We start from the raw sequence: 21,084 nt of genomic DNA on the forward strand, positions 1-21,084 counted from the left end.
GAGATGCGACGAAGGAGCGATTCCGCGGCGCCTAACCGGCGGCCCCTCAGGGCCGCGGACACGCGCGCGCCAGCGCGCCAACAAACACAGCCTCAAACCGTCCTGGGACTACCAGAACCCCTGATCAGTCACTGCTCCAAGCCTCCAGCTCAGCACGCATACAAGCACGCGGCCACTCGTCAAGCCCATGAGCGATCTCGCTGGCACGTATCGCCCGCAAGCCAGGAGTTTCGTCAGCGGGCGGGATGTAACTGAACCCGAGGCGCTCGTAGTACGGACCGTTCCACGGCACCTGCGTGAACGTGGTGAGCGTGATCTCCTCGAGTCCGTTGTCCCTGGCCCACGCGACCGCATGGTCGATCAGCCGCTTGCCGATCCGCGCGCCCGCATGAGCCGGGTCGACAGAAACCTGATCGATATGAGGCTGCCCGTCGACCAGCCCGAGAACCAGGTAGCCGACCGGCTGATCGTTGTCGTCCGGCCACACCCACGCCCGCCCCTCGACGACGAAGGCCCGCAACACCTCTCGCGACGGCGGCTCGTCCTCGGCAATCGCGGTCATGCCCACCTCGGCGAACGGCGCACCGGCCCGTCGCTCGATCTCCTGCAGCGCCGCGATCTCGTCCTCGCGCGCGAGCCGGGCAGGTCCACCGGCCACCGGAGTGGCGATGATCCCGTTGAGCAGCGCGCGCAGGGCCCAGCGCGCACGGATGTCACCGGCGGTGCGTTGTACGGACTCGGCGGCGATATGCCGGTAGATCAGGTCGGCGGCCCAGGTCGCGGTCGCGGGATCGAGGCCGCCGTCGCGCAGGAGGGCCAGCAACTGCTCGATCAACCCGAGGGCGTGTTCGGTGGTGGGGAATCGTCCGAAGGCGACGAGCGCGAGACCGTCGTGGCGGCCGAGAGCCTCGATCGAGGACTCGACCAGCTGAGTCACCCGGGTACGCCAGGCACCCTCGGTGGGCGCCTGGACCTGGGACAGAACGTGGTCGAGCATGCCGGTCAGCAGGTCGTCGCGATGGGCGACGTAGACGTACAGCGACGCGGCGCCGGTGTCGAGTTCCTTGGCGACCCGGCGCATGGTGAGCGCGGCCGCGCCCTCGGTGTCGAGGATGCGCAGTCCGGTCTCGATCACGAGATCGCGGCTCAACGGGACTTTCGCCGGTCGGGCCCGGCGACTGACGGGTGCGGCGTTCATGCGCCGATCCTACGCGGCCGACGAACATCGTTTGGTACGAACGCCGTTCGAAATTTGCCTTCGGACCTTATCCCCGGGCGTCGGTCCATCTATGCTGGCGGCGGAGACCAAGGTCGCGGTCTGCCGCACAGCGGGGTCGGCCGAGGCAGCGGTGAAGGCCAGTCCGACAAGGAGGCGTTGATGCACGCGCATTCGTCCACCGTGGCCATCGTGCCGGGGACCGGGATCGTCGCTCGATTCGGCGATGTCGTCGTCTATCTGGCCGGGGAGACACCGTCGACCGATCGGTTACTCGGTGCGGTGGAAACCGTCGCCAACAACACCGCGGCGAGCGCACCCGGTGCGGCCCTGGCGCAGCGCCTGGCGGGCGTGGTGTTCGGCGGCGCTTCTGCCCCACCGCCTTTCGGCGTGCTCGCCCCGACCGCCGACGGGATGCTGATCCTGTTGCGCGGCGCGGTGATCGCCGAGATCTCCGGCGCGGAGGGCAACCGCCGCCTCGCCGGCGACCGGGCCTTCACCTGGGTCGACGAGATCATCCGCGAACCTGTCCGCCGGATCGCGGTCGGCGCCGAGATGGCCGACCCCACCAGCGCCAATCCCCGCACCGACCTGCGCGCGGGCATCGTCACCGGCAACGGTTTCGTGCTCAACCTGGGCCGGCGCCGCAATCCCCCGCCGCGCCGGGTCGAATCCGTCGACGAGCCCGCACCGACGGAAGCCACCGGCTTCCAAGCCCTGCGCCCGCCGATCGCGCGATCCACCGACACCAGCGACGCGCTCCCGGCCACCGCGGGATTCCCGGCGCCGACACCCGACCAGCCCGCGACCTCCGGTTTCCAGCCCGACGCCGGCCGACCCGACAGCGAGACGGTGAGCACGGGCAGCCGCCCGACCACCGGCGATGTCGCAGGCACCGGATCGAGCAACTCCGACGGCGTCACCGTGAGCACCGGCCCGCGCAGCTCACCCGCCGCCAACGCGCCCCGCGCCTGGTCCCAAGCACTCGATGCCGCCAAACGCGCCGAACCGGTCGCGTTGAGCAAGAGCGCGCCGCCCCACAGCGGTTCGCGCGGCGCCCTGGTCACCGAAGACGGGCTGAGCTACCCACTGGACCGGCCCTACGTCCTCGGCCGCAACCCCTCGGGGGAAGAATCGGTTCGCGCTTCCGCGGCGACGCCGATACTGATCGAACGTGATCGGCTCGTCTCGCGGGTCCATGCCTTCGTCGCCCCCGACCGTGGCAAGGTGTTCGTCCGCGAGGCCCCCGCGACCTCCGGAACTTTCTTCGCCGCTCCCGACAGCGAACGCTGGTCTCGCGTCGGCACCCTCCCGATCGAGTTGCAACCGGGATGGCGCCTGCGGATCAACGACTTCCTGCTGACCTATTGCGTGTAAATCACCTACTGCGAATCACAGACCATCCCGACGCCCGTGCATCCAGCTCCACGGGCGTCGGATCGCGAATCGGCTCAGGCCTCGAGGGCGTCGAGCAGGGCCGCGCGCTGACGAGCACCCAGGCCGCCGATACGGCGATCCTCGGGAATCTCGGCCTGGTCCATCAGCTTGGCGGCCTTGACCGGACCAACGCCCGGCAGTGCCTTGATCACGGCAGCGACCTTGGTCTTCTTCACCAGGTCGTCGCTGTCGGCTTTCTTGAGCAGATCGGCGACGGTGACCTTGCCCTCCTTCACCTTGCCGATCAGTTCCGAGCGCGCCTTGCGCACGGCAGCCGCTTTGGCCAACGCCTCGGTGCGCTGTTCGGCGGTCATCGTAGGCAGTGCCATGTCTCCTCCGCTTCCACTCGTCACTCGAACATCTGATTGACGGACCGAGTAAACAGCACGAAATCGGCAGCACCAGTCCGACACACCGCGAGGATACGCCGATGAGTTTTGCGTGCCGAACCCGTCGTATTCAGTGAAGGGCCTCCCAAGACGGACCAAACGGACGAAAGGACGGGCGGTTCAGGTCGGCGTAACACCGCGGTGACCAGCAGCGAAACATCATCAGAAGCACTTTTACGGGATGAAGGTTCAACGGCGAACCACGGAGGATCAACGACGCTCCTCGGCCCGGGCGCGACCGTTCTCGAACGGTCGTCACCGTCTCCCGCATCGCTGCACAGACAGCTACACAGTTGTGCGCCAGACATTTTCAGCGCCTGCGGGCCGAGCAATTCGGGCCCGCGGGTGTTCTCTCCCCGCTCGATGCGCAACAATGACGCGACCCGGCGAACCCTTTTGCTACCTGGAGTTGCGATGCGCGAGGAACACCCGCTCGACCACGAGGTCACCGCTCTGCCCGTGCGGGTGGAACGGGCCAGGCGTCGCATCGCCTATCAGTCCGACCCCGCACTGACCGACGCGCTGTCCGAAGACGAGTTGCGCGCCGAGCGCGAACTCGCCGAAAAGATCCGTACTTACGAGCGCGATCAGCGCTGGAAGCACATCAAGGCCGCCTCCTCGCACGCCGACCGCTTGCGTGACACCACCGCGGAGCTGGAGCGGGCCGAGATGTCGGACCTGATGCTGGCCCGCAAGGCCATCGCCGCGCAACGTCGCGAGTCCAACCCGCGCGCTCGCCTCGCCTCGCTCTATCAGCACCGCACCTGGTCGCTGCGGGCACTGGCCGGCGTGGTGATCACGGGCATGCTGTGGTCGGCGGTGAACGTCCAGCACAACATCGCCCCCGGCGGACCCACCGACCCGCTCTACTGGGCCAGCTTCGGCCTGGAGGCGATGATCAGCGTGTGCCTGATCATCATCATGATCGGCACCACACGGGTGGCCGAGTGGGGCGTGATGGGCAACCGCAACCAGGTGCTGATCGCCGAGCTGTTCCTGCTCACGCTGACCATCGCCCTCAACACCTATCCACACCTGAGCGCACAGCATTGGTACGACGCCGCTGTGCACGCGGTGGCCCCGGTGATGATCGGTGTCGCCCTGCTCATCCACAATGCCGCCAGCGCCCGCTACAGCACCGCGATCGTCCGTGCCAGCGCGGAGATCCCGGCCGACGACGCCGACGATCCCCTGGCCGCGCCGAGCCTGGGTAATCCGGCCGTCAGCTAGCTTCCATCGACACACAGCGAAGGGCCCCTCCGGATCAGATCCGAAGGGGCCCTTTGCCGTTGGTTTGTTACGCCGACTTCTCGCGACGCTCGGGACGCTGCGCCTTGCGCGGCACGATCGTCGGGAGGACGTTGTCGATGACGGTGTCGGCGTTCACGACCACCTTGGCGACGTCGTCACGGCCGGGGATGTCGTACATCACCGGCAGCAGGACCTCTTCCATGATGGCGCGCAGGCCGCGAGCACCGGTGCCGCGCAGGATCGCCTGATCGGCGATCGCTTCGAGGGCGTCGGCGGTGAACTCGAGGTCGACGCCGTCCATCTCGAACAGGCGAACGTACTGCTTGACCAGTGCGTTCTTCGGCTCGGAGAGAATAGTGACCAGCGATTCCTTGTCCAGGTTCGTCACCGAGGCGACGATGGGCAGGCGGCCGATGAACTCGGGGATCAGACCGAACTTGATCAGATCCTCGGGCATCACGTCGGCGAAGTGGTCGTCGGTGTCGACCTCGGCCTTGGAGCGCACCTCGGCGCCGAAGCCGATGCCGCGGTGACCGGTGCGGTCGGAGATGATCTTCTCCAGGCCCGCGAACGCGCCCGCCACGATGAACAGCACGTTGGTGGTGTCGATCTGGATGAACTCCTGGTGCGGGTGCTTGCGGCCGCCCTGCGGCGGCACACTCGCCTGGGTGCCCTCCAGAATCTTCAGCAGCGCCTGCTGCACACCCTCGCCCGACACATCGCGGGTGATCGACGGGTTCTCGCTCTTGCGGGCGATCTTGTCGACCTCGTCGATGTAGATGATGCCGGTCTCGGCGCGCTTGACGTCGTAGTCGGCGGCCTGGATCAGCTTCAGCAGGATGTTCTCGACATCCTCACCGACATAGCCCGCCTCGGTGAGCGCGGTGGCATCGGCGATGGCGAACGGCACGTTCAGCATCTTGGCCAGGGTCTGCGCGAGGTAGGTCTTGCCGCAACCGGTGGGGCCGAGCATCAGGATGTTCGACTTCATCAGCTCGACGGCCTCACCGCGGCTGTCGCGGCCCTTGTCACCCGCCTGGATGCGCTTGTAGTGGTTGTAGACCGCGACGGCGAGGGTCCGCTTGGCGGTGTCCTGGCCGATCACGTAGTTCTCGAGGAAATCCCGGATCTCCGAAGGCTTGGGCAACTCGTCGAGCTTCACTTCGCTCGACTCGGCCAGCTCTTCTTCGATGATCTCGTTGCACAGGTCGATGCACTCGTCGCAGATATACACCCCAGGGCCCGCGATGAGCTTCTTGACCTGCTTCTGGCTCTTTCCGCAGAACGAGCACTTCAGCAGATCGCCGCCGTCTCCGATGCGCGCCATCTCGTAGGTCCCTACTTCCTTGTCCGAGTGCGACCGTCGTCCCCCGATTGGGCCGGAAATACGTCTCGGTGCCGTCAATCAGAGCAATGGTCCCTGAGTCGACCGTACCTGGTGTGCGCGAGACAGGTCGACAACTCGCGCATGTTCGATGTGAAGGGTTGTGCGGGTCCTCACCATTGTGAGCCACCGCGGGTGAAAAAGCCGGGCCCGCCGCCCAGATCAGGACAGCGGGCCCGGGCGTGTCACTTCTGTCCGCTGAGCTTCCGGTAATCGAAGACCTGGTCGATGATGCCGTATTCCTTGGCTTCCTCGGCGGTCAGGATCTTGTCACGGTCGGTGTCCTTGCGCACCTGCTCCTCGGGCTTGCCGGTGTGGCGCGAGATGGTGACTTCCATCAGGCGACGCATCCGCTCGATCTCGGCCGCGGCGATCTCGAGGTCGGACACCTGACCCTGCACACCGCCGGAGGACGGCTGGTGGATCAGGATGCGCGCGTTGGGCAGTGCGGCACGCTTGCCGGGAGCGCCCGCGGCCAGCAGCACCGCGGCGGCCGAGGCCGCCTGACCCAGGCAGACCGTCACCACGTCGGGGCGCACGTACTGCATGGTGTCGTAGATCGCCATCAGCGCGGTGAACGAACCACCGGGCGAGTTGATGTACATGGTGATGTCGCGGTCGGGGTCCTGGGACTCCAGCACCAGCAGCTGCGCCATGATGTCGTTCGCCGACACGTCGTCGACCTGGTTGCCCAGGAAGATGATGCGCTCCTCGAACAGCTTGTTGTACGGGTCGGAGGTCTTGACGCCGAACGAAGTCTGCTCGGTGAACTGCGGCAGGATGTAGCGCGACTGCGGCAGGCTCGCACCGGAGCCGTGGCCGGCGCGCGGGTCGAAGAGGTTGGCCATCTTTATCTCCAAGCTTGTCTGGTGTGAGGGGGGACGGCGGCGGTTACTTCGCCTGGTTCGCGTGCGCGACCACGTGGTCGATGAAGCCGTATTCCAGGGCTTCCTTCGCCGTGAACCAGCGGTCGCGGTCCGCGTCCTCGGTCACCTGCTCCACCGACTTGCCGGTGTGCAGCGACTGCAGTTCGTTGAGCTCACGCTTGGTGTGGGCGAACTGCTCGGCCATGATCGCGATATCGGCCGCCGAACCACCGATGCCCGCCGACGGCTGGTGCATCATGATCCGGGTGTGCGGCAGCGCGAAACGCTTGCCCTTGGTACCCGCGGTGAGCAGGAACTGTCCCATCGATGCGGCCAGACCCATCGCGACGGTCTTGATGTCGCACTCGGCGAACTGCATCGTGTCGTAGATGGCCATGCCCGCGGTGACCGAGCCACCGGGCGAGTTGATGTAGAGCGCGATGTCCTTCGTCGCGTCCTCGGCCGAGAGCAGCAGGATCTGCGCGCAGATCTTGTTCGCGATCTCATCGTCGACCTGGGTGCCCAGGAAGATGATGCGCTCGCGAAGCAGCCGTTCGTATACGGAATCACTGAGGTTGAGTCCAGCGGTAGCGGCTGTCATGACCCCTGCCTGGTTGATCGTCACGGATACCTGCCTTCTCTTCTCACCGATTGCTACGGCCATACGAATACGGTTCGTCGTCACAAACACTAACGAAGCAGGGCGGCACCGAACTCCCGGTACCGCCCTTCTTCGCTCACAGCGCAATCAAATCACGCCGCCGAAACCTACTCAGCAGCGGCTTCGTCCAGCTCGATTTCAGCGGAATCCGCAGGGTCACCGAACATTTCGGTGGTGTCGACCACATTGCCGTCGGAATCGGTAACCTTCACCTGACCGACAACTCCGGCCAGCGCCTTGCCGCGTCGCACGTCGGCGAAGACCGCGCCGAGCTGACCCGCCTGCTGGACCTGCTGGATGAACTGCTCCGGCGACATGCCGTAACGCTGCGCCTGGAACAGGATTCGCTCGGTCAGCTCCTGCTGGCCGACCTGAGTGTTCTCGGCCTCGGCGATGGCGTCCAGCAGCAGCTGGGTCTTCACCGACTTCTCGGCGGCTTCCTGGGTGTCCTTGTCGAACTCCTCGCGGGAGGAGCCCTGCGCCTCGAGCGCCTCGGCCAGCTTGGCCTCGTCGTGGTCGAAACCGTGCACGGCGTCGTGGACCACGGCGTCGACCTCGGCCTTGACGACGGCCTCGGGCAGCGGGACCTCGACGGTCTCGAGCAGGGTGTCGAGCACCTTGTCGCGGATCGAACCGGCCTGCTCGACCTTCTTGACGCGCTCCACGCGGCCCTTCAGGTCTTCCTTGAGCTCGTCGATGGTGTCGAACTCACTGGCCAGCTGGGCGAACTCGTCGTCGGCCTCGGGCAGCTCGCGCTCCTTCACCGACTGCACGGCGACGGTGATCAGGGCTTCCTTGCCAGCGTGGTCGCCCGCCACCAGGGTGGAGGTGAACTCGGCGGACTCGCCGGCCTTCAGGCCGATGACGGCCTCGTCGAGGCCCTCGATCAGCTGACCCGAACCGACCTCGTGCGACAGGCCGGTGGTGGCCGCCTCGGGGACGTCCTCACCGTCGACGGTGGCCGACAGGTCGATCGACACGAAGTCGCCATCGGCCACGGCACGCTCGACGCCGGTGAGGGTGCCGAAGCGCTGACGCAGCGAGGTGAGCTGCTCCTCGATGTCGTCGTCGGCGATGGTGAAGGAATCGACAGTCACCTCGATGCCCGAGTAGTCGGGCAGGGCGATCTCGGGGCGCACGTCGACCTCGGCGGTGAACGCCAGCTCTTCGCCGTCTTCGATCTTGGTGATCTCGATCTCGGGCTGACCGATGACCTTGACCTCGGTGGCCTGCACGGCCTCGGCGTAGCGGGCGGGCAACGCGTCGTTGACGACCTGCTCCAGCACGGCGCCACGGCCGACACGGGTCTCGATCAGCTTGGCCGGAGCCTTGCCGGGACGGAAGCCGGGGATCTTGACCTGCTGCGCCAGCGCCTTGTAGGCCTTGTCGAAGTCGGGCTTCAGCTCCTCGAAGGGCACCTCGACGTTGATCCGGACCCGGGTCGGGCTCAGCTGCTCGACGGTGCTCTTCACGGACATACTCCTTGGTTCGTAGTTCATGGTGGTGTCCCCACAGGGGGCGACGCGCCATAGTCAGGCACGGCTAAGCCAGGTGCGGCGCACAATGCGCATCCCGACCAGGGTAGTTGACCGCCCGCGCGGTCGCGCAATCGGTGTTTGGTTGAGGGTGCCGCTAGCGGCCGACCTGCACGGCGTCGGTCACGAAGACCAACGTCTCGTTCGGCGGCACCCCGTTGCCGCCCTCGCCGTAGCCGAGGTTCGGCGGCACGATCAGCAGCCTGCGCGTGCCCTGCTGCACGCCGATCAGCCCCTCGTCCCAGCCCTGGATGACCTGGCCCGCGCCGAGGGTGAGCCCGAACGGCTTGCCGCGCTGGAAGGAGCTGTCGAGTACCTGCTTGTCCGACCAGGTGACCAGCTCGTAGTTCATCGTCAGCGGCTGTCCGGCCACCGCGCCCGGCCCGGTGCCCACCACCAGGTCCTTGGTGATCAGGGTCTTGGGCGGGTCACAGCTGTCGGGGATGGTGATCTTGGGCGCCTCGCCGTAACCACCGCTGACCTTCACGTCGTCGGCGGTGCATTCGCGACCCTTGCTCGCGGAGCTCCCGCCGGCCACGCTCGAGCTCGGCGCGCTGCTCGAATCCGTGTCGGAGCCGCAGGCCGCTGTCGTGATCGCGGCGGCCGCGACGAGTCCGATTCCGATGATCCTGCCGAGAGAATGCATGGCCCGCAGAGTAATCGACCGCCGTTGCGGCGTCGGGAACCGGCACGACGGTAGGCTCGGCGGTGCGTTTCTCCACCGGTGCCGCCGGTCCTCGATCGGCGCCCGTGCAGGCCCCCGCGGCGCGGACGGCGCCGTGACCTCATCGAGTTCGAGGAGTCCGCGATGACCGAAACCACCGTGGGCGACACCGCGGCGGACAATGTGGGAGACGGTCAGGGCGAGACCATCGCCCCGAAGCCCTACGTCCTCACCGATGCGCCCGGTCCGCTCTCGCGCGAGGAACTCGTCGCCGTCGACGCGTGGTGGCGGGCGTCGAACTATCTCGCGGTCGGCCAGATCTATCTGATGAGCAATCCGCTGCTGCGCACCCCGCTGGTCCCCGACGACATCAAGCCGCGCCTGCTCGGCCACTTCGGCACCGTGCCCGGCCTGAATCTGGTGTGGGCCCACGCCAATCGGGTGATCCGGGACCGCGGCCTGAACGCGGTCTATGTCGCGGGCCCCGGTCACGGCGGCCCTGGTCCCAACGCCTGCGCGTGGCTGGAGGACGCCTACGCCCAGCTCGAACCGGACATCCCCCGCGACGTCGACGGCATGCGCACATTCTTCCACCGGTTCTCCTTCCCCGGCGGTGTGCCGAGCCACTGCGCGCCGGAGACGCCGGGGTCGTTCCACGAGGGAGGTGAGCTCGGCTACTCCCTGCTGCACGCCTACGGCGCCGCCCTGGACAACCCCGATCTCGTCGTGTTCTGCGTGGTCGGGGACGGCGAAGCCGAGACCGGTCCGCTGGCGGGCAGCTGGCACGCGAACAAATTCCTCAACGCGGGGCGCGACGGCGCGGTGGTACCGATCCTCGCGCTCAACGAGTACAAGATCGCCAATCCGACGATCCTCGCCCGCATTCCCGAGGCAGAACTGATCGAGCTGCTCCGTGGCTACGGCTACGAACCGCTGATCGTCTCCGGCAACGACCCCGCACCGGTCCACCAGGCGATGGCCGCCGCGATGAACACCTGCATGGACCGGATCGCGCGGTTCCAGCGGGCGGCCCGCGAGGACGGGGACACCAAACGGCCGCGCTGGCCGATGATCGTGATGCACACGCCGAAGGGCTGGACCTGTCCCCCGGTGGTGGACGGCCAACGGGTCGAGGGCACGTTCCGCGCCCATCAGGTGCCGCTGCCGAACGCGCGCACCGACTCCGGGCACCGGCGGGTGCTGGAGCTGTGGTTGCGGTCGTACCGGCCGGAGGAACTGTTCGATCAGGACGGGTCGCCGGTGCGGGCCCTGCTCGAGCAGGTGCCGGCGAATCCGATGAGCCTGAACCCGGTTGCCAACGGCGGCTTGCTGATTCGCGACCTCGATCTACCCGACTGGCGCGACTACTGCGTGGACGTGATGTCGCCAGGTGCGGGTCAGCACGAGGCCACCAGGGTCCTCGGCGGCTGGCTGCGCGATGTCACCGCCCGCAATCCGCACAACTTCCTCACCTTCGCTCCCGACGAACTGGTCAGCAATCGGTTGCAGGACATTCTCGAGGTGACCGGGCGCGACTGGCAGGAAGAAGTCGGGCGCTGGGATGTGGATCTGTCGACGGTCGGGCGCGCGGTCGAAGTGCTGTCGGAGCACATGTGCGAGGGCCTGCTGGAGGGTTATCTGCTGACCGGCCGCCACGGCGTCTTCACCTGCTACGAGGCGTTCATCCACATCGTCGACGCCATGTTCAATCAGCACGCCAAGTGGCTCGATGCCAGCTCGGCGGTGCCGTGGCGGCGCAAGATCCCCAGCCTGAACTACCTGCTCACCTCGCATGTGTGGCGCCAGGACCACAACGGGTTCACCCATCAGGATCCCGGTTTCCTCGACGTGGTGGCGAACAAGAGCCCCGATATCGTGCGCGTGTATCTGCCGCCGGATGCCAACACCCTGCTGTCGACCTACGACCACTGCCTGCGATCGCTGCACTACGCGAACGTGGTGGTGGCGGGCAAACAGCCGGGGCCGGACTGGCTTTCGGCCGAGGAGGCGGGGCTGCACTGCACGCGCGGTCTCGGGATCTGGGAGTGGGCGTGTCACAACGACGACCCCGGCACCACCCCCGATGTCGTGCTCGGGTGCGCGGGCGATGTGCCGACCCTGGAAACGCTGGCCGCGGTGGCGATCCTCCGAGATCGGCTGCCCGACTTGCGGATTCGGTTCATCAATGTCGTCGACCTGATGCGCATGCTGCCCGCAGGCGAGCACCCGCACGGCCTGCCCGACGCCGAGTTCGACGCCCTGTTCACCACCGACCGCCCGGTGATCTTCGCCTTCCACGGCTACCCGTGGCTGGTGCACCGGCTCACCTACAGCCGCACCAACCACGCCAATCTGCACGTGCGCGGTTACAAGGAGAAGGGCACCACCACCACACCCTTCGACATGGTGATGCTCAACGATCTGGACCGCTTCCATCTGGTGCTCGATGTGATCGACCGGGTACCCGGACTGCGCGAGCGAGCGGCGGGTCTGCGCCAGGAGATCGTCGACGCCCGGTTGATCGCGCGCCGCTGGACCCGCGAGCAGGGCGCCGACATCCCGGTCGTGGCCGATTGGGTCTGGCCCGACTCGGCGATCCCCACCGCACCGTAACGCGGTTGCGGCGCGGGCCCGCCCTGCACGACGATGGAAGGGATATGACCGAATCCCGCCGCACCGAGCTCCTCCCCCGCGATCGCCGTGATCTGACCGGACCGTTCGACGTGATCGGCGACGTCCACGGCTGCCGCTCCGAATTGGAGACCCTGCTCGGCGAACTCGGCTACGTCCTCGACCGTGACCGTCGCGGCCGCCCGATCGGTGCCGCCCACCCCGGCGAGCGCACCGTGATCTTCGTCGGCGACCTCGTCGACCGGGGCCCCGACACCCCCGGCGTGCTGCGCCTGGTGATGGGGATGGTGGCCGCGAGAACCGCCCTGTGCGTCACCGGCAACCACGATCACAAGCTGATGCGCGCCCTCGACGGCCGCAATGTCCGCATCGCGCACGGCCTCGAACAGTCGTTGTCTCAGCTGGCCGACGAAGACCTCGAATTCCGTACGGCCGCACACGCTTTCCTCGCCACCCTGCCGAGCCACTACCGCCTCGACGGCGGCAAGCTGGTCGTGGCCCACGCGGGCCTGCCCGAGAGCCTGCACGGCAGCACGTCGGGCCGTGCCCGCTCCTTCGCCCTCTACGGCGCCCCCACCGGTGAGCTCGACGAACACGGCTACCCCGTCCGCTACGACTGGGCCCAGGACTATCGAGGCACCGCCACGGTCCTCTACGGCCACACGCCGGTCCACACCTTGAACTGGGTCAACAACACCCTCTGCCTGGACACCGGCGCCGTCTTCGGCGGCACCCTCTCCGCCCTGCGCTACCCCGAGATGACCACGATCTCCGTCCCCGCCGAGCAGGTCTGGAGTGAACGCGCGGGCATCACGCCCGTGCCCGACTGAGCCTGTCGACGGGACACCGCAACGCCGGGCGCCGGGATCCGTCGCCGAATCGTCAACGTCGAACCCGGGTGTGACGTGCGGATTTCCATCCTGTTGGGCCTACCATCAGCAGCGGACGACCCGACTCATCGACGAGGAGAGGTTCATGCGCCGTACATTTCTCGCTCTGTCCGTACTCGCTCCGCTCATGGTCAGCGGTGTCGCGAGCGCCGATCCAGCACCGCAGGGGACGGGGACGCTGACGGCGTGGACGTTCACCGGACGGGAGCCGGTTCCGGTGAACCGCGCCGATATCGAGGTGACGCCGTGCGATGCGAAGCAGGTGGTCGCGACGCTGGTCAGCGGGGCCGACGGGCGCGCCACGGTGGCGCTGCCCGCGGGGTGCTACGAGGCGAAGGTGGTGACTGTGCCCGGCGGCTGCGGGTTGGCCGTCACCGAGCCGGTGCGGGTCACCGTGGCCGCGGGCACGGAGGCGCGGGCGGACTTCCGGTTCGGCTGCGCCTGACCGACGTTCAGTCCTTCGGGCCACCGGCCACGTAGATGACCTGGCCCGAGACGAAGCCTGCGCCCTCGCTCACGAAGAACGCGGCGGTGTTGGCGATGTCTTCGGGTGTGCCGACCCGGTTCACCGGGATCTGCGCGGCCGCGGCGGCTTTGAAGGCCTCGAAGTCCGCGCCGACCCGGGCGGCGGTGGCCGCGGTCATCTCGGTTTCGATGAAGCCGGGCGCGATCGCGTTGGCGGTGACGCCGAATTTGCCGAGTTCGAAGGCGAGGGTCTTGGTGAACCCCTGCATGCCCGCCTTGGCCGCGGAGTAGTTGGCCTGGCCGCGATTGCCCAGCGCCGAGGTGCTCGACAGATTGACGATGCGACCGAACTTCGCCTCGACCATGTGCTTCTGCACGGCGCGGGTCATCAGGAAGGCACCGCGCAGGTGCACGTTCATGACGGTGTCCCAGTCGTCGACCGACATCTTGAACAGCAGGTTGTCGCGCAGCACGCCCGCGTTGTTGACCAGTACGGTCGGCGCGCCGAGCTCGGTGGCGATCCGCTCCACCGCGGCGGTGACGGCCGCTTCGTCGGCCACGTCGGCGCCGACCGCGAGGGCGGCGCCCCCGGCGGCCTCGATGGCGGCGACGGTGCCCGCGCACGCGGCTTCGTCGAGATCGAGGACGGCGACGGCGTATCCGTCGGCGGCGAGCTTCGTGGCCACTGCGGCGCCGATGCCACGGGCGGCTCCGGTGACGATCGCGACCTTGCGTTGCGTGGGCATCCGTCTCCTACAAGCCTGAGCTGGGCGAATGGTGATGGTCGGGGTGACAGGATTTGAACCTGCGACCCTCCGCTCCCAAAGCGGATGCGCTACCAAGCTGCGCTACACCCCGATACCTCACCGGCGAGAGCACCGTGGAGGCAATACATGTTTGAGCGGGTGACGGGAATCGAACCCGCACCATCAGCTTGGAAGGCTGAGGTTCTACCATTGAACTACACCCGCAGGCATACGACATCGATGGGATCGCCACGATGTCGTGTGCGCCACGACTGTACCGAACCCCGCGCGAAAAATGCCAATCCGGCCCCTGCCTGCCCGATTGATGCGTGTCGGCTGCCGGTGTACCCCACTCCCACGCGACCAACCCTCGCTGTGCCCGATTAGGGCCTAATGACCCTATCCCCGAAACCCCCTCCCGGCGACGATGGTTGATGCGCCCATGGGGACCGGCGCCTGCTCCACCGGGGGATTAAATAGGAGAATTTTCCTTAAAAACCCGGCACGTGGGCGGCGAGTAGGCCACCATGAGAGTGCGCGTGACGACTACTGCCACATCGTCACGACTCGCACCCCGTGCCAGGAGGGACCCATGGCGACGCAACGTCCACCGCCCAGCGGAGGGCATCACGCTGCACGTTTCGGCTCCCGAAATTTCTTTTCGGGAAATGTGTAACGCCGGAGACGCTGCAGCGATGTCATACCGAATCGCCATTCGCGAGAGACCAGAGAACGCGTTGCAGAACGTGACTTTTCAGTCTCGGGTGGCTTGCTAGGATCCTTTTTGCCGGACGGGGGTATCTGGAAAGGGGGCGGTGAGCGTGTGCCGAACTCGGTGGACCCAACCGCGTAGCAGTGCGAATGATCGAGGTGGCAAGTTCGTCGCCACCGACCGCCGGTGATGTCGATGACTGTCCACATCGAGCCACCGGTTGCCGCGATGGCCCGCGCCTGGGCCCGCGCGGTATGCGCCGAACCGGGCTCTTCCACGGCGCCGCACCAGTTGGAGCCGGTGCTCGTCGACATCGTCGAGCGGCTGCTGCACCTGGCGCGGACCGAACCGTTCCCGGTTCCACAGGCGCGCAAGCTCGGCGCGCGGTTGGCCGAGGCGCCGTTCGAACGCACCAGGATGCTGGCCCACGCCAGTCGCTGGCTGCTCGGTTTCCCCTCGGGGGTTCCGGGTTCGCTGGTGGCGACCCGCTGGCCGCTGGTGGCCAGCCAGGCCATCGACAGCTACGCACAGGCTCTGCAGGAACGCGCTCTGGCGCAACAGGAACAGAACATCTCGGCGAAAGTGTCACTGCGCGTACAGGAGATCGCCGCGCTGCAGCACCGCTTGCGCCACGAGGCGACCCACGACGCCCTCACCGATCTCGCGAACCGCACGCTGCTGCAAGAACGGGTGCGCGCGTTCGCCGCCGACCCGAGCCGCGGTGTCGGTGTGCTGGTGGTGGACCTGGACCGCTTCAAACAGATCAACGACGGCTACGGACACGCGATCGGCGACGAGGTACTGGTCGAACTGGCCAACCGCTTGCGTGAGGTGTGCCCGCCCGACACGGTGATCTGCCGATACGGCGGCGACGAGTTCGTGGTGGCGGCCAACCCCCGCCGCGACACCCTCGGCGAGTTGGCACACCGCGTGGTCGCCGCACTGCGCGACCCGGTGTGGTCGAGCGCGGGCCCCGTGCCGGTTTCGGCCAGCGTGGGCACCGCTTTCTGCCCACCGGGAAAGACGTGCGATTTCACCGACCTGTTGCGTCGCGCCGACCGCGCGATGTACTCGGCGAAATCGGCGGGCGGGCGGCGTTTCGCGCTCGCTGAATCGGGCGACCCCGAACTGGGAACGGCGGTCGCCGGCTGAGTCGGATCGCGAAGCCTGCACTTCGCGGTCCGGCTCAGCCGATTTCGACCGGTCGACTTGTGACATCGATGGAGTCCGTACTCGGCACCGGGGGCACCGGCCGGCTACGGCGCGTCACAGTTGACCGCAGCCTGGCCGGGGTGTCGACCGCTACGGCAGACCTATCGTCGGCGGTGTCGCATCTGCGCACCACGACGATCAGTGGAGCACACTGAGCAACGCCGCCGAGCCGAAAAATGGTGCGGTGCTGCCAGAACACTGGCACACCAGCGGGAATCGCTTCGGCGCTGTCAGCGGGGCTGGCAGGTGGGGCACCAGAAGAGGTTTCGGGCTTCCATGACCTTGTGTGCGACGGGGGTGGCGCAGACTCGGCAGGGTTCGCCTTGGCGGCGGTAGACGTAGGTGCGGGGGCGGTCCTTGGTGTATGACGGTGCGCCGGTGTCGTGTTCGGGACGGACCACGTGCATGCGGCCGGTGGTGACGCCGACCGGCATGAGGTCGACCAGGTCGGCCCAGAGGGCGTCCCATTCGGTCGGGGTGATCGAGGTGCCGGGGCGGAAGGGCGAGATGCCGTGGCGGAAAAGGACTTCCGCGCGGTAGACGTTGCCGACGCCGGCGATCAGGGCCTGGTCCATCAGCAGTGCGCCGATCGCCCTGCGGGAGCGCCGGATTCGCGCACCCGCTCGTTCGTGGTCGGCGTCGGCGCGCAACGGATCGGCGCCGAGGCGTGCGGTGAGCGCGTCCACTTCGGGCGGCATCAGCACTTCGCACGCCGTGGGCCCGCGCAGATCGGTGCCGAAATCCGTTGCGGCCCCCAGCATTCGCATACGCACCTGCCCGACCGGCGCCGCCATCGGCAACTCGACCTCGCTGAAAGTGCCGTACAGCCCGAGATGCACATGCACCGTCAACCCGGACTCATAGTGATGCAGCAGATGCTTCCCATAGGCCTCGGCCCGCTCGAGCACCTGCCCGTCCACCAGTGCGGCCCCGTCGGCGAACCGCCCCTGCGGGCTCGAAACCCGCACCACCCCACCGGAAAACCGTCGGTGATGGAGCTGCGCTATCCGATGAAGAGTGTGCCCCTCAGGCAAAGAAACACACCCTCCTCAGGCTGCCTCTCCGGGTAGTCGGCCAGACCTCGGTGCGTTCACCGTCGGCGATGCGGCCGACGGTGAAGTGCACGTCGGGTCGGCCCGTACCCGGCGAGTTACCCATGTACTCACGAAATCAGTTGGTGGGCTCAGTACGCGGGGACCTCTGGCGCGATGCCGGTCTTCTCGTAGTCGGCGAGGATGTCGATGCGACGCTGATGACGCGCCTCGTCCGACCACGCGGCCGCGAGGAACGCGTCGACGATGGCGAGCGCATCGGCGGTGGAGTGCATGCGGCCGCCGATGCCGATCAGGTTGGCGTTGTTGTGTTCGCGGGCCAGCACGGCGGTTTCGACGCTCCAGGCCAGGGCGCAGCGCGCGCCGGCGACCTTGTTGGCGGCGATCTGCTCACCGTTGCCGCTGCCACCGAAGACCAGGCCGAGCGAGCCCGGGTCGGCGACGGTGCGTCGGGCCGCCTCGATGCAGAAGGCGGGGTAGTCGTCGAGAGCGTCGTATTCGAGGGCGCCGCAGTCGACGACCTCCACTCCGGCCTCCTGCAGATGAGCCTTGACGTGATTCTTCAGTTCGAAACCGGCATGGTCGGCACCCAGGTAAACGCGCATGGCTGCGATTGTCGCAGGCCCGCTTAGAGTCGTTTCATGCACCCGCACGAACCGCATTTCCCGCATTCAGCAGGTTCCCCGCCGGAGCACACCGGCCAGCAGCCCGACCGAACACCGTCACTGGACAAAGACACCGCGCCGCCGTCGCCGTGGGCCCAGCCCGATCCACGGACGGGCGGTTTCCCCGCGCAGGACGCCCCACCACAGCCGCAGGCAGGCCCGTATCCGCCGGTCGCCCCTGGCCAGTACGCGCCCGGCTACTACCCGCCGAGCGGTCCGCCCGCACCGCCGCAGCATCGACCGCGCGGACTCATGCCGTGGGATCGCCCCGCCCGGCATCCGTGGGAGATCCCGCTGCTGATCGTCGTCATCATGATCACCGCGGTCGCGTACCTGCTCGCGCTCCTGCTCATGACGGTCGAGCTGTTCGCCGATCCCATCGTCGACGAGCGCGGTGTGGAGCAGACCGGTTCGATCGTCACCAGTCCGTATGTACTGCTGCTGTTGTTCGCGCCGGTGCTGCTGTGGGCCGGACGTGGTCTGAATCTCGCGACCCAGCGCGTGAACGGGGTGAAGATGTCGCCCACCCAGTTCCCCGAGGGCTACCGGATGGTGCAGGAGGCGGCGGCGCGATTCGGGATGCACAAGGCGCCGGACGCCTACGTCATCCTGGGCAACGGCCAGATCAACGCGTTCGCCTCCGGCCACGGGTTCCGCCGGTTCGTCGTGGTCTACAGCGACCTGTTCGAAATCGGCGGCGCCGCGCGTGAACCCGATGGACTCGCGTTCATCATCGGGCATGAAGTCGGCCATATCGCCGCTGGTCATGTCTCCTATTGGCGCCAGCTGGGCATGTTCGTCGCGCCGTGGCTGCCACTGCTCGGGTCGTCGCTGATCCGTGCCCAGGAGTACACCGCCGACAATCACGGCTTCTGCTTCCGGCCGCACGGCGCGTCCACCGCGATGGCGACGCTCGCTGCCGGCAAGTACCTCAATACCGATGTCGGCGTGGACGAGATGGCCGACCGTGCCGCGCTCGACCGGGGTGGTTTCATCTGGCTGGTCAACGCGATGGCCAGCCACCCGGTGCTCACCTGGCGGATGTGGGCGCTGCGCGATCGCAGCAGGCCGGGCCCGATGTTCTGGCGTCCGAGTGCACCGCATCCCGGCATGATCCCGCCGCACGGCGGGTATCCGCTGAATTCGACGCCGCCCGCGTTGCCGCCGAAGCCGGTCTGATCGGTCGGGGGTGCCGGTGCGGGCACCCCCGACCGCATGATCAGTCGAAGACCGGGTCCTCGGTGCGGGTGCGCTTGAGCTCGAAGAAGTGCGGGTACGAGGCCAGCGCGACCACGCCGTCCCACACCTTGCCCGCGTCCTCGCCGCGCGGGATGCGCGAGAGTACCGGCCCGAAGAAGGCAGTCCCGTTGATGTGGATGGTCGGCGTGCCGACATCGGGGCCGACCTTGTCCATACCCGCGTGATGGCTGGCCCGCAACGCCTCGTCGTAGTCGGTGCTGTTCGCGGCCTCGGCGAGTTCGGCGGGCAGGTTCAGTTCGGCGAGCGCGTCGGCGACGACCGCGTCGAAGGTCTCCTGCAGCGTCTCGCGCTCGTACTCGGCCTTGCGGTCGTGGATCCGGGTGCCCAGTGCCGTGTAGAGCGGGGACAGGATCTCGTCGCCGTACTTCTGTCCGGCGGCGGTGACGACCCGAACCGGGCCCCACGCGGCGGCCATCATGTCGACATACCGCTCCGGCAGGCCCTCTTTGCCCTCGTTGAGCACCGCCAGGCTCATCACGTGGAAGCGCGCTTCGATATCGCGCACCTTTTCGACTTCCAGAATCCACCGCGAGGTGATCCAGCACCACGGGCACAGCGGGTCGAACCAGAAATCGGCGACATCCTTGGTGGCCTGTTCGCTCACGATGGGTTCCTCTTCTCGGGTCAGCTGTGGTGGGCCGGGTCGCCCCACCGATTGGTGCAACCGCGTCACCGCCGGAATCGTTCCCGTGGGTGAAAACGCGCACTAGGCTCGGGTTGCGAGGAGTCCCGGTCGTCCGCGAGAAGGGGTCCGTTCATGAGCTCGAATCAGCATTTCGTCGTCATCGGTGGAGGTCTGGGCGGAGCGAAAATCGCCGAAGCCCTGCGCGCCAACGATTTCGACGGCCGCGTCACTCTGCTGGCCGCCGAAGAGGAGCTGCCCTACGAGCGTCCGCCACTGTCGAAACAGCACCTGGCGGGCACCCAGCAACTGCCCGATTTCACCGTCGATCCGGCCGCTTGGTACCGCGATCACCACGTCGACCTGCGACTGGGCACCACCGCGACCGCGTTCGATCCGATCGCCAAGACGGTGACACTGCCCGACGGTTCCACGCTCGACTACGACAAACTGGCTCTAGCCACCGGTTCGCGAGCCCGCACGCTCGACATTCCCGGCGCCGATGCCCCGAACGTCTACACGCTGCGCACGATCGGCGATTCGAACGCGCTGCTCGAGATACTGCGCACGGACCGGCGCCTGGTGATCATCGGGGCCGGGTGGATCGGTCTCGAGGTCGCCGCGCAGGCCCGCGCCAAGGGTGTCGAGGTGACGGTGATCGAGACGGCCGACCTGCCGCTGGTCACGGTGCTCGGCCCGGAGATGGGCGCGTTCTACGCCGATCTGCATCGTGCGCACGGCGTCGACCTGCGCACGAACACCTCCGTCGACGCGATCCTCACCGACGAGGACGAGGCGACCGGCGTGCAGCTCGGCGACGGCACCGTGGTGCCCGCGCAGGCGGTGCTGGTCGCGGTGGGCGCGCAGCCCAATATCGAGGCGGCCACGGCGGCCGGGCTGGCGGTCGACGGCGGCGTGCTGGTGGACGCCGCCCTGCGCACCAGCAACCCCGATGTGGTCGCGGTGGGCGATATCGCCGAACAGGACCATCCGCTGCTGCACCGGCCGATCCGGATCGAACACTGGGCGACCGCGCTGAATCAGCCCGCCGTCGCCGCGAAGACGATGCTGGGCAAAGCGGCTGTCTACGACCGGCTTCCGTATTTCTTCAGCGATCAGTACGACGTCGGGATGGAGTACTCCGGCTATGTCGGACGCGGCGACGACGTGCGGGTGGTGGTGCGTGGCGATCTCGATGAGCGCGAATTCGTCGCGTTCTGGCTGGACGCGCAGAACAGGGTGCGCGCGGGGATGAACGTCAATGTGTGGGATGTGACCGACCGGATCAAGCAGCTGATCGAATCGGCGGAACCCGTCGACCCGGACCGGCTGGCGGACACGAGCATCCCGCTGTGATCCACTTCACAGCGATCGTTGTGTCGAAGACTGCTCATCGGCTCCGACCAACCGTCGAACGCGCCGCAAG

Annotated in this window: 19 protein-coding genes and 2 tRNA genes; 8 read left to right on the plus strand and 13 right to left on the minus strand. The window is 67.4% G+C overall.

Translation table 11 applies throughout. From position 1 onward, the window contains the following. Positions 1–124: 124 nt before the first annotated feature. A complete protein-coding gene (locus ACFULV_RS21870; RefSeq protein WP_378659416.1) occupies positions 125–1,198 on the minus strand; it encodes a GNAT family N-acetyltransferase in 1,074 nt (357 codons plus the stop codon). A gap of 180 nt (positions 1,199–1,378) precedes the next feature. On the opposite strand from ACFULV_RS21870, the gene ACFULV_RS21875 reads away from it, so the two are divergent. Continuing rightward, on the plus strand, positions 1,379–2,593 hold the full coding sequence (locus ACFULV_RS21875) for an FHA domain-containing protein (protein WP_378659418.1): 1,215 nt from the start codon (positions 1,379–1,381) through the stop codon (positions 2,591–2,593). Positions 2,594–2,667: 74 nt separating this feature from the next. On the opposite strand, the gene mihF is transcribed toward ACFULV_RS21875, so the two are convergent. Beyond that, the gene (gene mihF / locus ACFULV_RS21880; RefSeq protein WP_019045768.1) at positions 2,668–2,982 is read right to left on the minus strand and encodes an integration host factor, actinobacterial type; all 315 of its coding nucleotides are present in this window, start codon (positions 2,980–2,982) and stop codon (positions 2,668–2,670) included. Positions 2,983–3,456: 474 nt separating this feature from the next. On the opposite strand from mihF, the gene ACFULV_RS21885 reads away from it, so the two are divergent. Then, positions 3,457–4,272, plus strand: coding sequence for a hypothetical protein (locus ACFULV_RS21885; protein ID WP_378629985.1), 816 nt, complete (start codon positions 3,457–3,459; stop codon positions 4,270–4,272). A 67-nt stretch (positions 4,273–4,339) separates the two neighbouring features. Here the strand turns inward: ACFULV_RS21885 and clpX are convergent, their stop codons facing one another. From clpX to ACFULV_RS21910, 5 genes are all read right to left on the minus strand, one after another. Further along, the gene (gene clpX / locus ACFULV_RS21890; protein ID WP_378629984.1) at positions 4,340–5,620 is read right to left on the minus strand and encodes an ATP-dependent Clp protease ATP-binding subunit ClpX; all 1,281 of its coding nucleotides are present in this window, start codon (positions 5,618–5,620) and stop codon (positions 4,340–4,342) included. Positions 5,621–5,862: 242 nt separating this feature from the next. After that, entirely contained in the window at positions 5,863–6,525 is a 663-nt protein-coding gene (locus ACFULV_RS21895; RefSeq protein WP_378659420.1) for an ATP-dependent Clp protease proteolytic subunit, read from the minus strand. Between the two features lie 43 nt (positions 6,526–6,568). Next, positions 6,569–7,144 carry an ATP-dependent Clp protease proteolytic subunit gene (locus tag ACFULV_RS21900; protein ID WP_056821854.1) on the minus strand — a complete coding sequence of 192 codons (576 nt, stop codon included), beginning with the start codon at positions 7,142–7,144 and terminating at the stop codon, positions 6,569–6,571. A 167-nt stretch (positions 7,145–7,311) separates the two neighbouring features. After that, on the minus strand, positions 7,312–8,676 hold the full coding sequence (tig, locus tag ACFULV_RS21905; RefSeq protein ID WP_378659423.1) for a trigger factor: 1,365 nt from the start codon (positions 8,674–8,676) through the stop codon (positions 7,312–7,314). A gap of 160 nt (positions 8,677–8,836) precedes the next feature. Beyond that, a complete protein-coding gene (locus tag ACFULV_RS21910) occupies positions 8,837–9,385 on the minus strand; it encodes an FKBP-type peptidyl-prolyl cis-trans isomerase (protein WP_378659426.1) in 549 nt (182 codons plus the stop codon). A 162-nt stretch (positions 9,386–9,547) separates the two neighbouring features. On the opposite strand from ACFULV_RS21910, the gene ACFULV_RS21915 reads away from it, so the two are divergent. The 3 genes from ACFULV_RS21915 (at position 9,548) to ACFULV_RS21925 (ending at position 13,369) form a co-directional block, all read left to right on the plus strand. Then, positions 9,548–12,016: a phosphoketolase gene (locus ACFULV_RS21915; protein WP_378659429.1), complete on the plus strand. Its 2,469-nt coding sequence runs from the start codon at positions 9,548–9,550 to the stop codon at positions 12,014–12,016. A gap of 44 nt (positions 12,017–12,060) precedes the next feature. Then, positions 12,061–12,864 carry a metallophosphoesterase gene (locus ACFULV_RS21920; RefSeq protein ID WP_378659431.1) on the plus strand — a complete coding sequence of 268 codons (804 nt, stop codon included), beginning with the start codon at positions 12,061–12,063 and terminating at the stop codon, positions 12,862–12,864. Between the two features lie 145 nt (positions 12,865–13,009). Next, positions 13,010–13,369 carry a hypothetical protein gene (locus ACFULV_RS21925; protein WP_378659433.1) on the plus strand — a complete coding sequence of 120 codons (360 nt, stop codon included), beginning with the start codon at positions 13,010–13,012 and terminating at the stop codon, positions 13,367–13,369. A 7-nt stretch (positions 13,370–13,376) separates the two neighbouring features. On the opposite strand, the gene fabG is transcribed toward ACFULV_RS21925, so the two are convergent. From fabG to ACFULV_RS21940, 3 genes are all read right to left on the minus strand, one after another. Then, entirely contained in the window at positions 13,377–14,135 is a 759-nt protein-coding gene (gene fabG, locus ACFULV_RS21930; protein ID WP_378659435.1) for a 3-oxoacyl-ACP reductase FabG, read from the minus strand. 35 nt (positions 14,136–14,170) lie between these two features. Then, positions 14,171–14,247: transfer RNA gene (locus ACFULV_RS21935), tRNA-Pro, on the minus strand. Positions 14,248–14,289: 42 nt separating this feature from the next. Next, positions 14,290–14,360, minus strand: a tRNA-Gly gene (locus ACFULV_RS21940). Positions 14,361–15,042: 682 nt separating this feature from the next. Here ACFULV_RS21940 and ACFULV_RS21945 point away from each other — a divergent pair. Beyond that, entirely contained in the window at positions 15,043–15,999 is a 957-nt protein-coding gene (locus ACFULV_RS21945) for a diguanylate cyclase domain-containing protein (RefSeq protein WP_378629970.1), read from the plus strand. Between the two features lie 290 nt (positions 16,000–16,289). Here ACFULV_RS21945 and ACFULV_RS21950 read toward each other — a convergent pair whose 3' ends face one another. Both ACFULV_RS21950 and ACFULV_RS21955 read right to left on the minus strand, forming a co-directional pair. Next, a complete protein-coding gene (locus ACFULV_RS21950; RefSeq protein WP_378659437.1) occupies positions 16,290–17,093 on the minus strand; it encodes an Fpg/Nei family DNA glycosylase in 804 nt (267 codons plus the stop codon). 149 nt (positions 17,094–17,242) lie between these two features. Beyond that, positions 17,243–17,716, minus strand: a complete 474-nt coding sequence (locus ACFULV_RS21955) for a ribose-5-phosphate isomerase (protein ID WP_378629965.1) — start codon at positions 17,714–17,716, stop codon at positions 17,243–17,245. 36 nt (positions 17,717–17,752) lie between these two features. Here ACFULV_RS21955 and ACFULV_RS21960 point away from each other — a divergent pair, with 36 nt between their 5' ends. Beyond that, entirely contained in the window at positions 17,753–18,955 is a 1,203-nt protein-coding gene (locus ACFULV_RS21960; protein WP_378659439.1) for a M48 family metallopeptidase, read from the plus strand. 40 nt (positions 18,956–18,995) lie between these two features. Here the strand turns inward: ACFULV_RS21960 and ACFULV_RS21965 are convergent, their stop codons facing one another. Beyond that, complete coding sequence (locus ACFULV_RS21965; protein ID WP_378659442.1) at positions 18,996–19,640, minus strand: DsbA family protein; 645 nt, start codon at positions 19,638–19,640, stop codon at positions 18,996–18,998. Between the two features lie 153 nt (positions 19,641–19,793). Here ACFULV_RS21965 and ACFULV_RS21970 point away from each other — a divergent pair, with 153 nt between their 5' ends. Beyond that, entirely contained in the window at positions 19,794–21,014 is a 1,221-nt protein-coding gene (locus ACFULV_RS21970) for an NAD(P)/FAD-dependent oxidoreductase (protein ID WP_378629959.1), read from the plus strand. Positions 21,015–21,084 lie beyond the last annotated feature (70 nt).

The sequence above is a fragment of the Nocardia sp. NPDC057272 genome, from assembly GCF_042668615.1.
Classification (GTDB): domain Bacteria; phylum Actinomycetota; class Actinomycetes; order Mycobacteriales; family Mycobacteriaceae; genus Nocardia.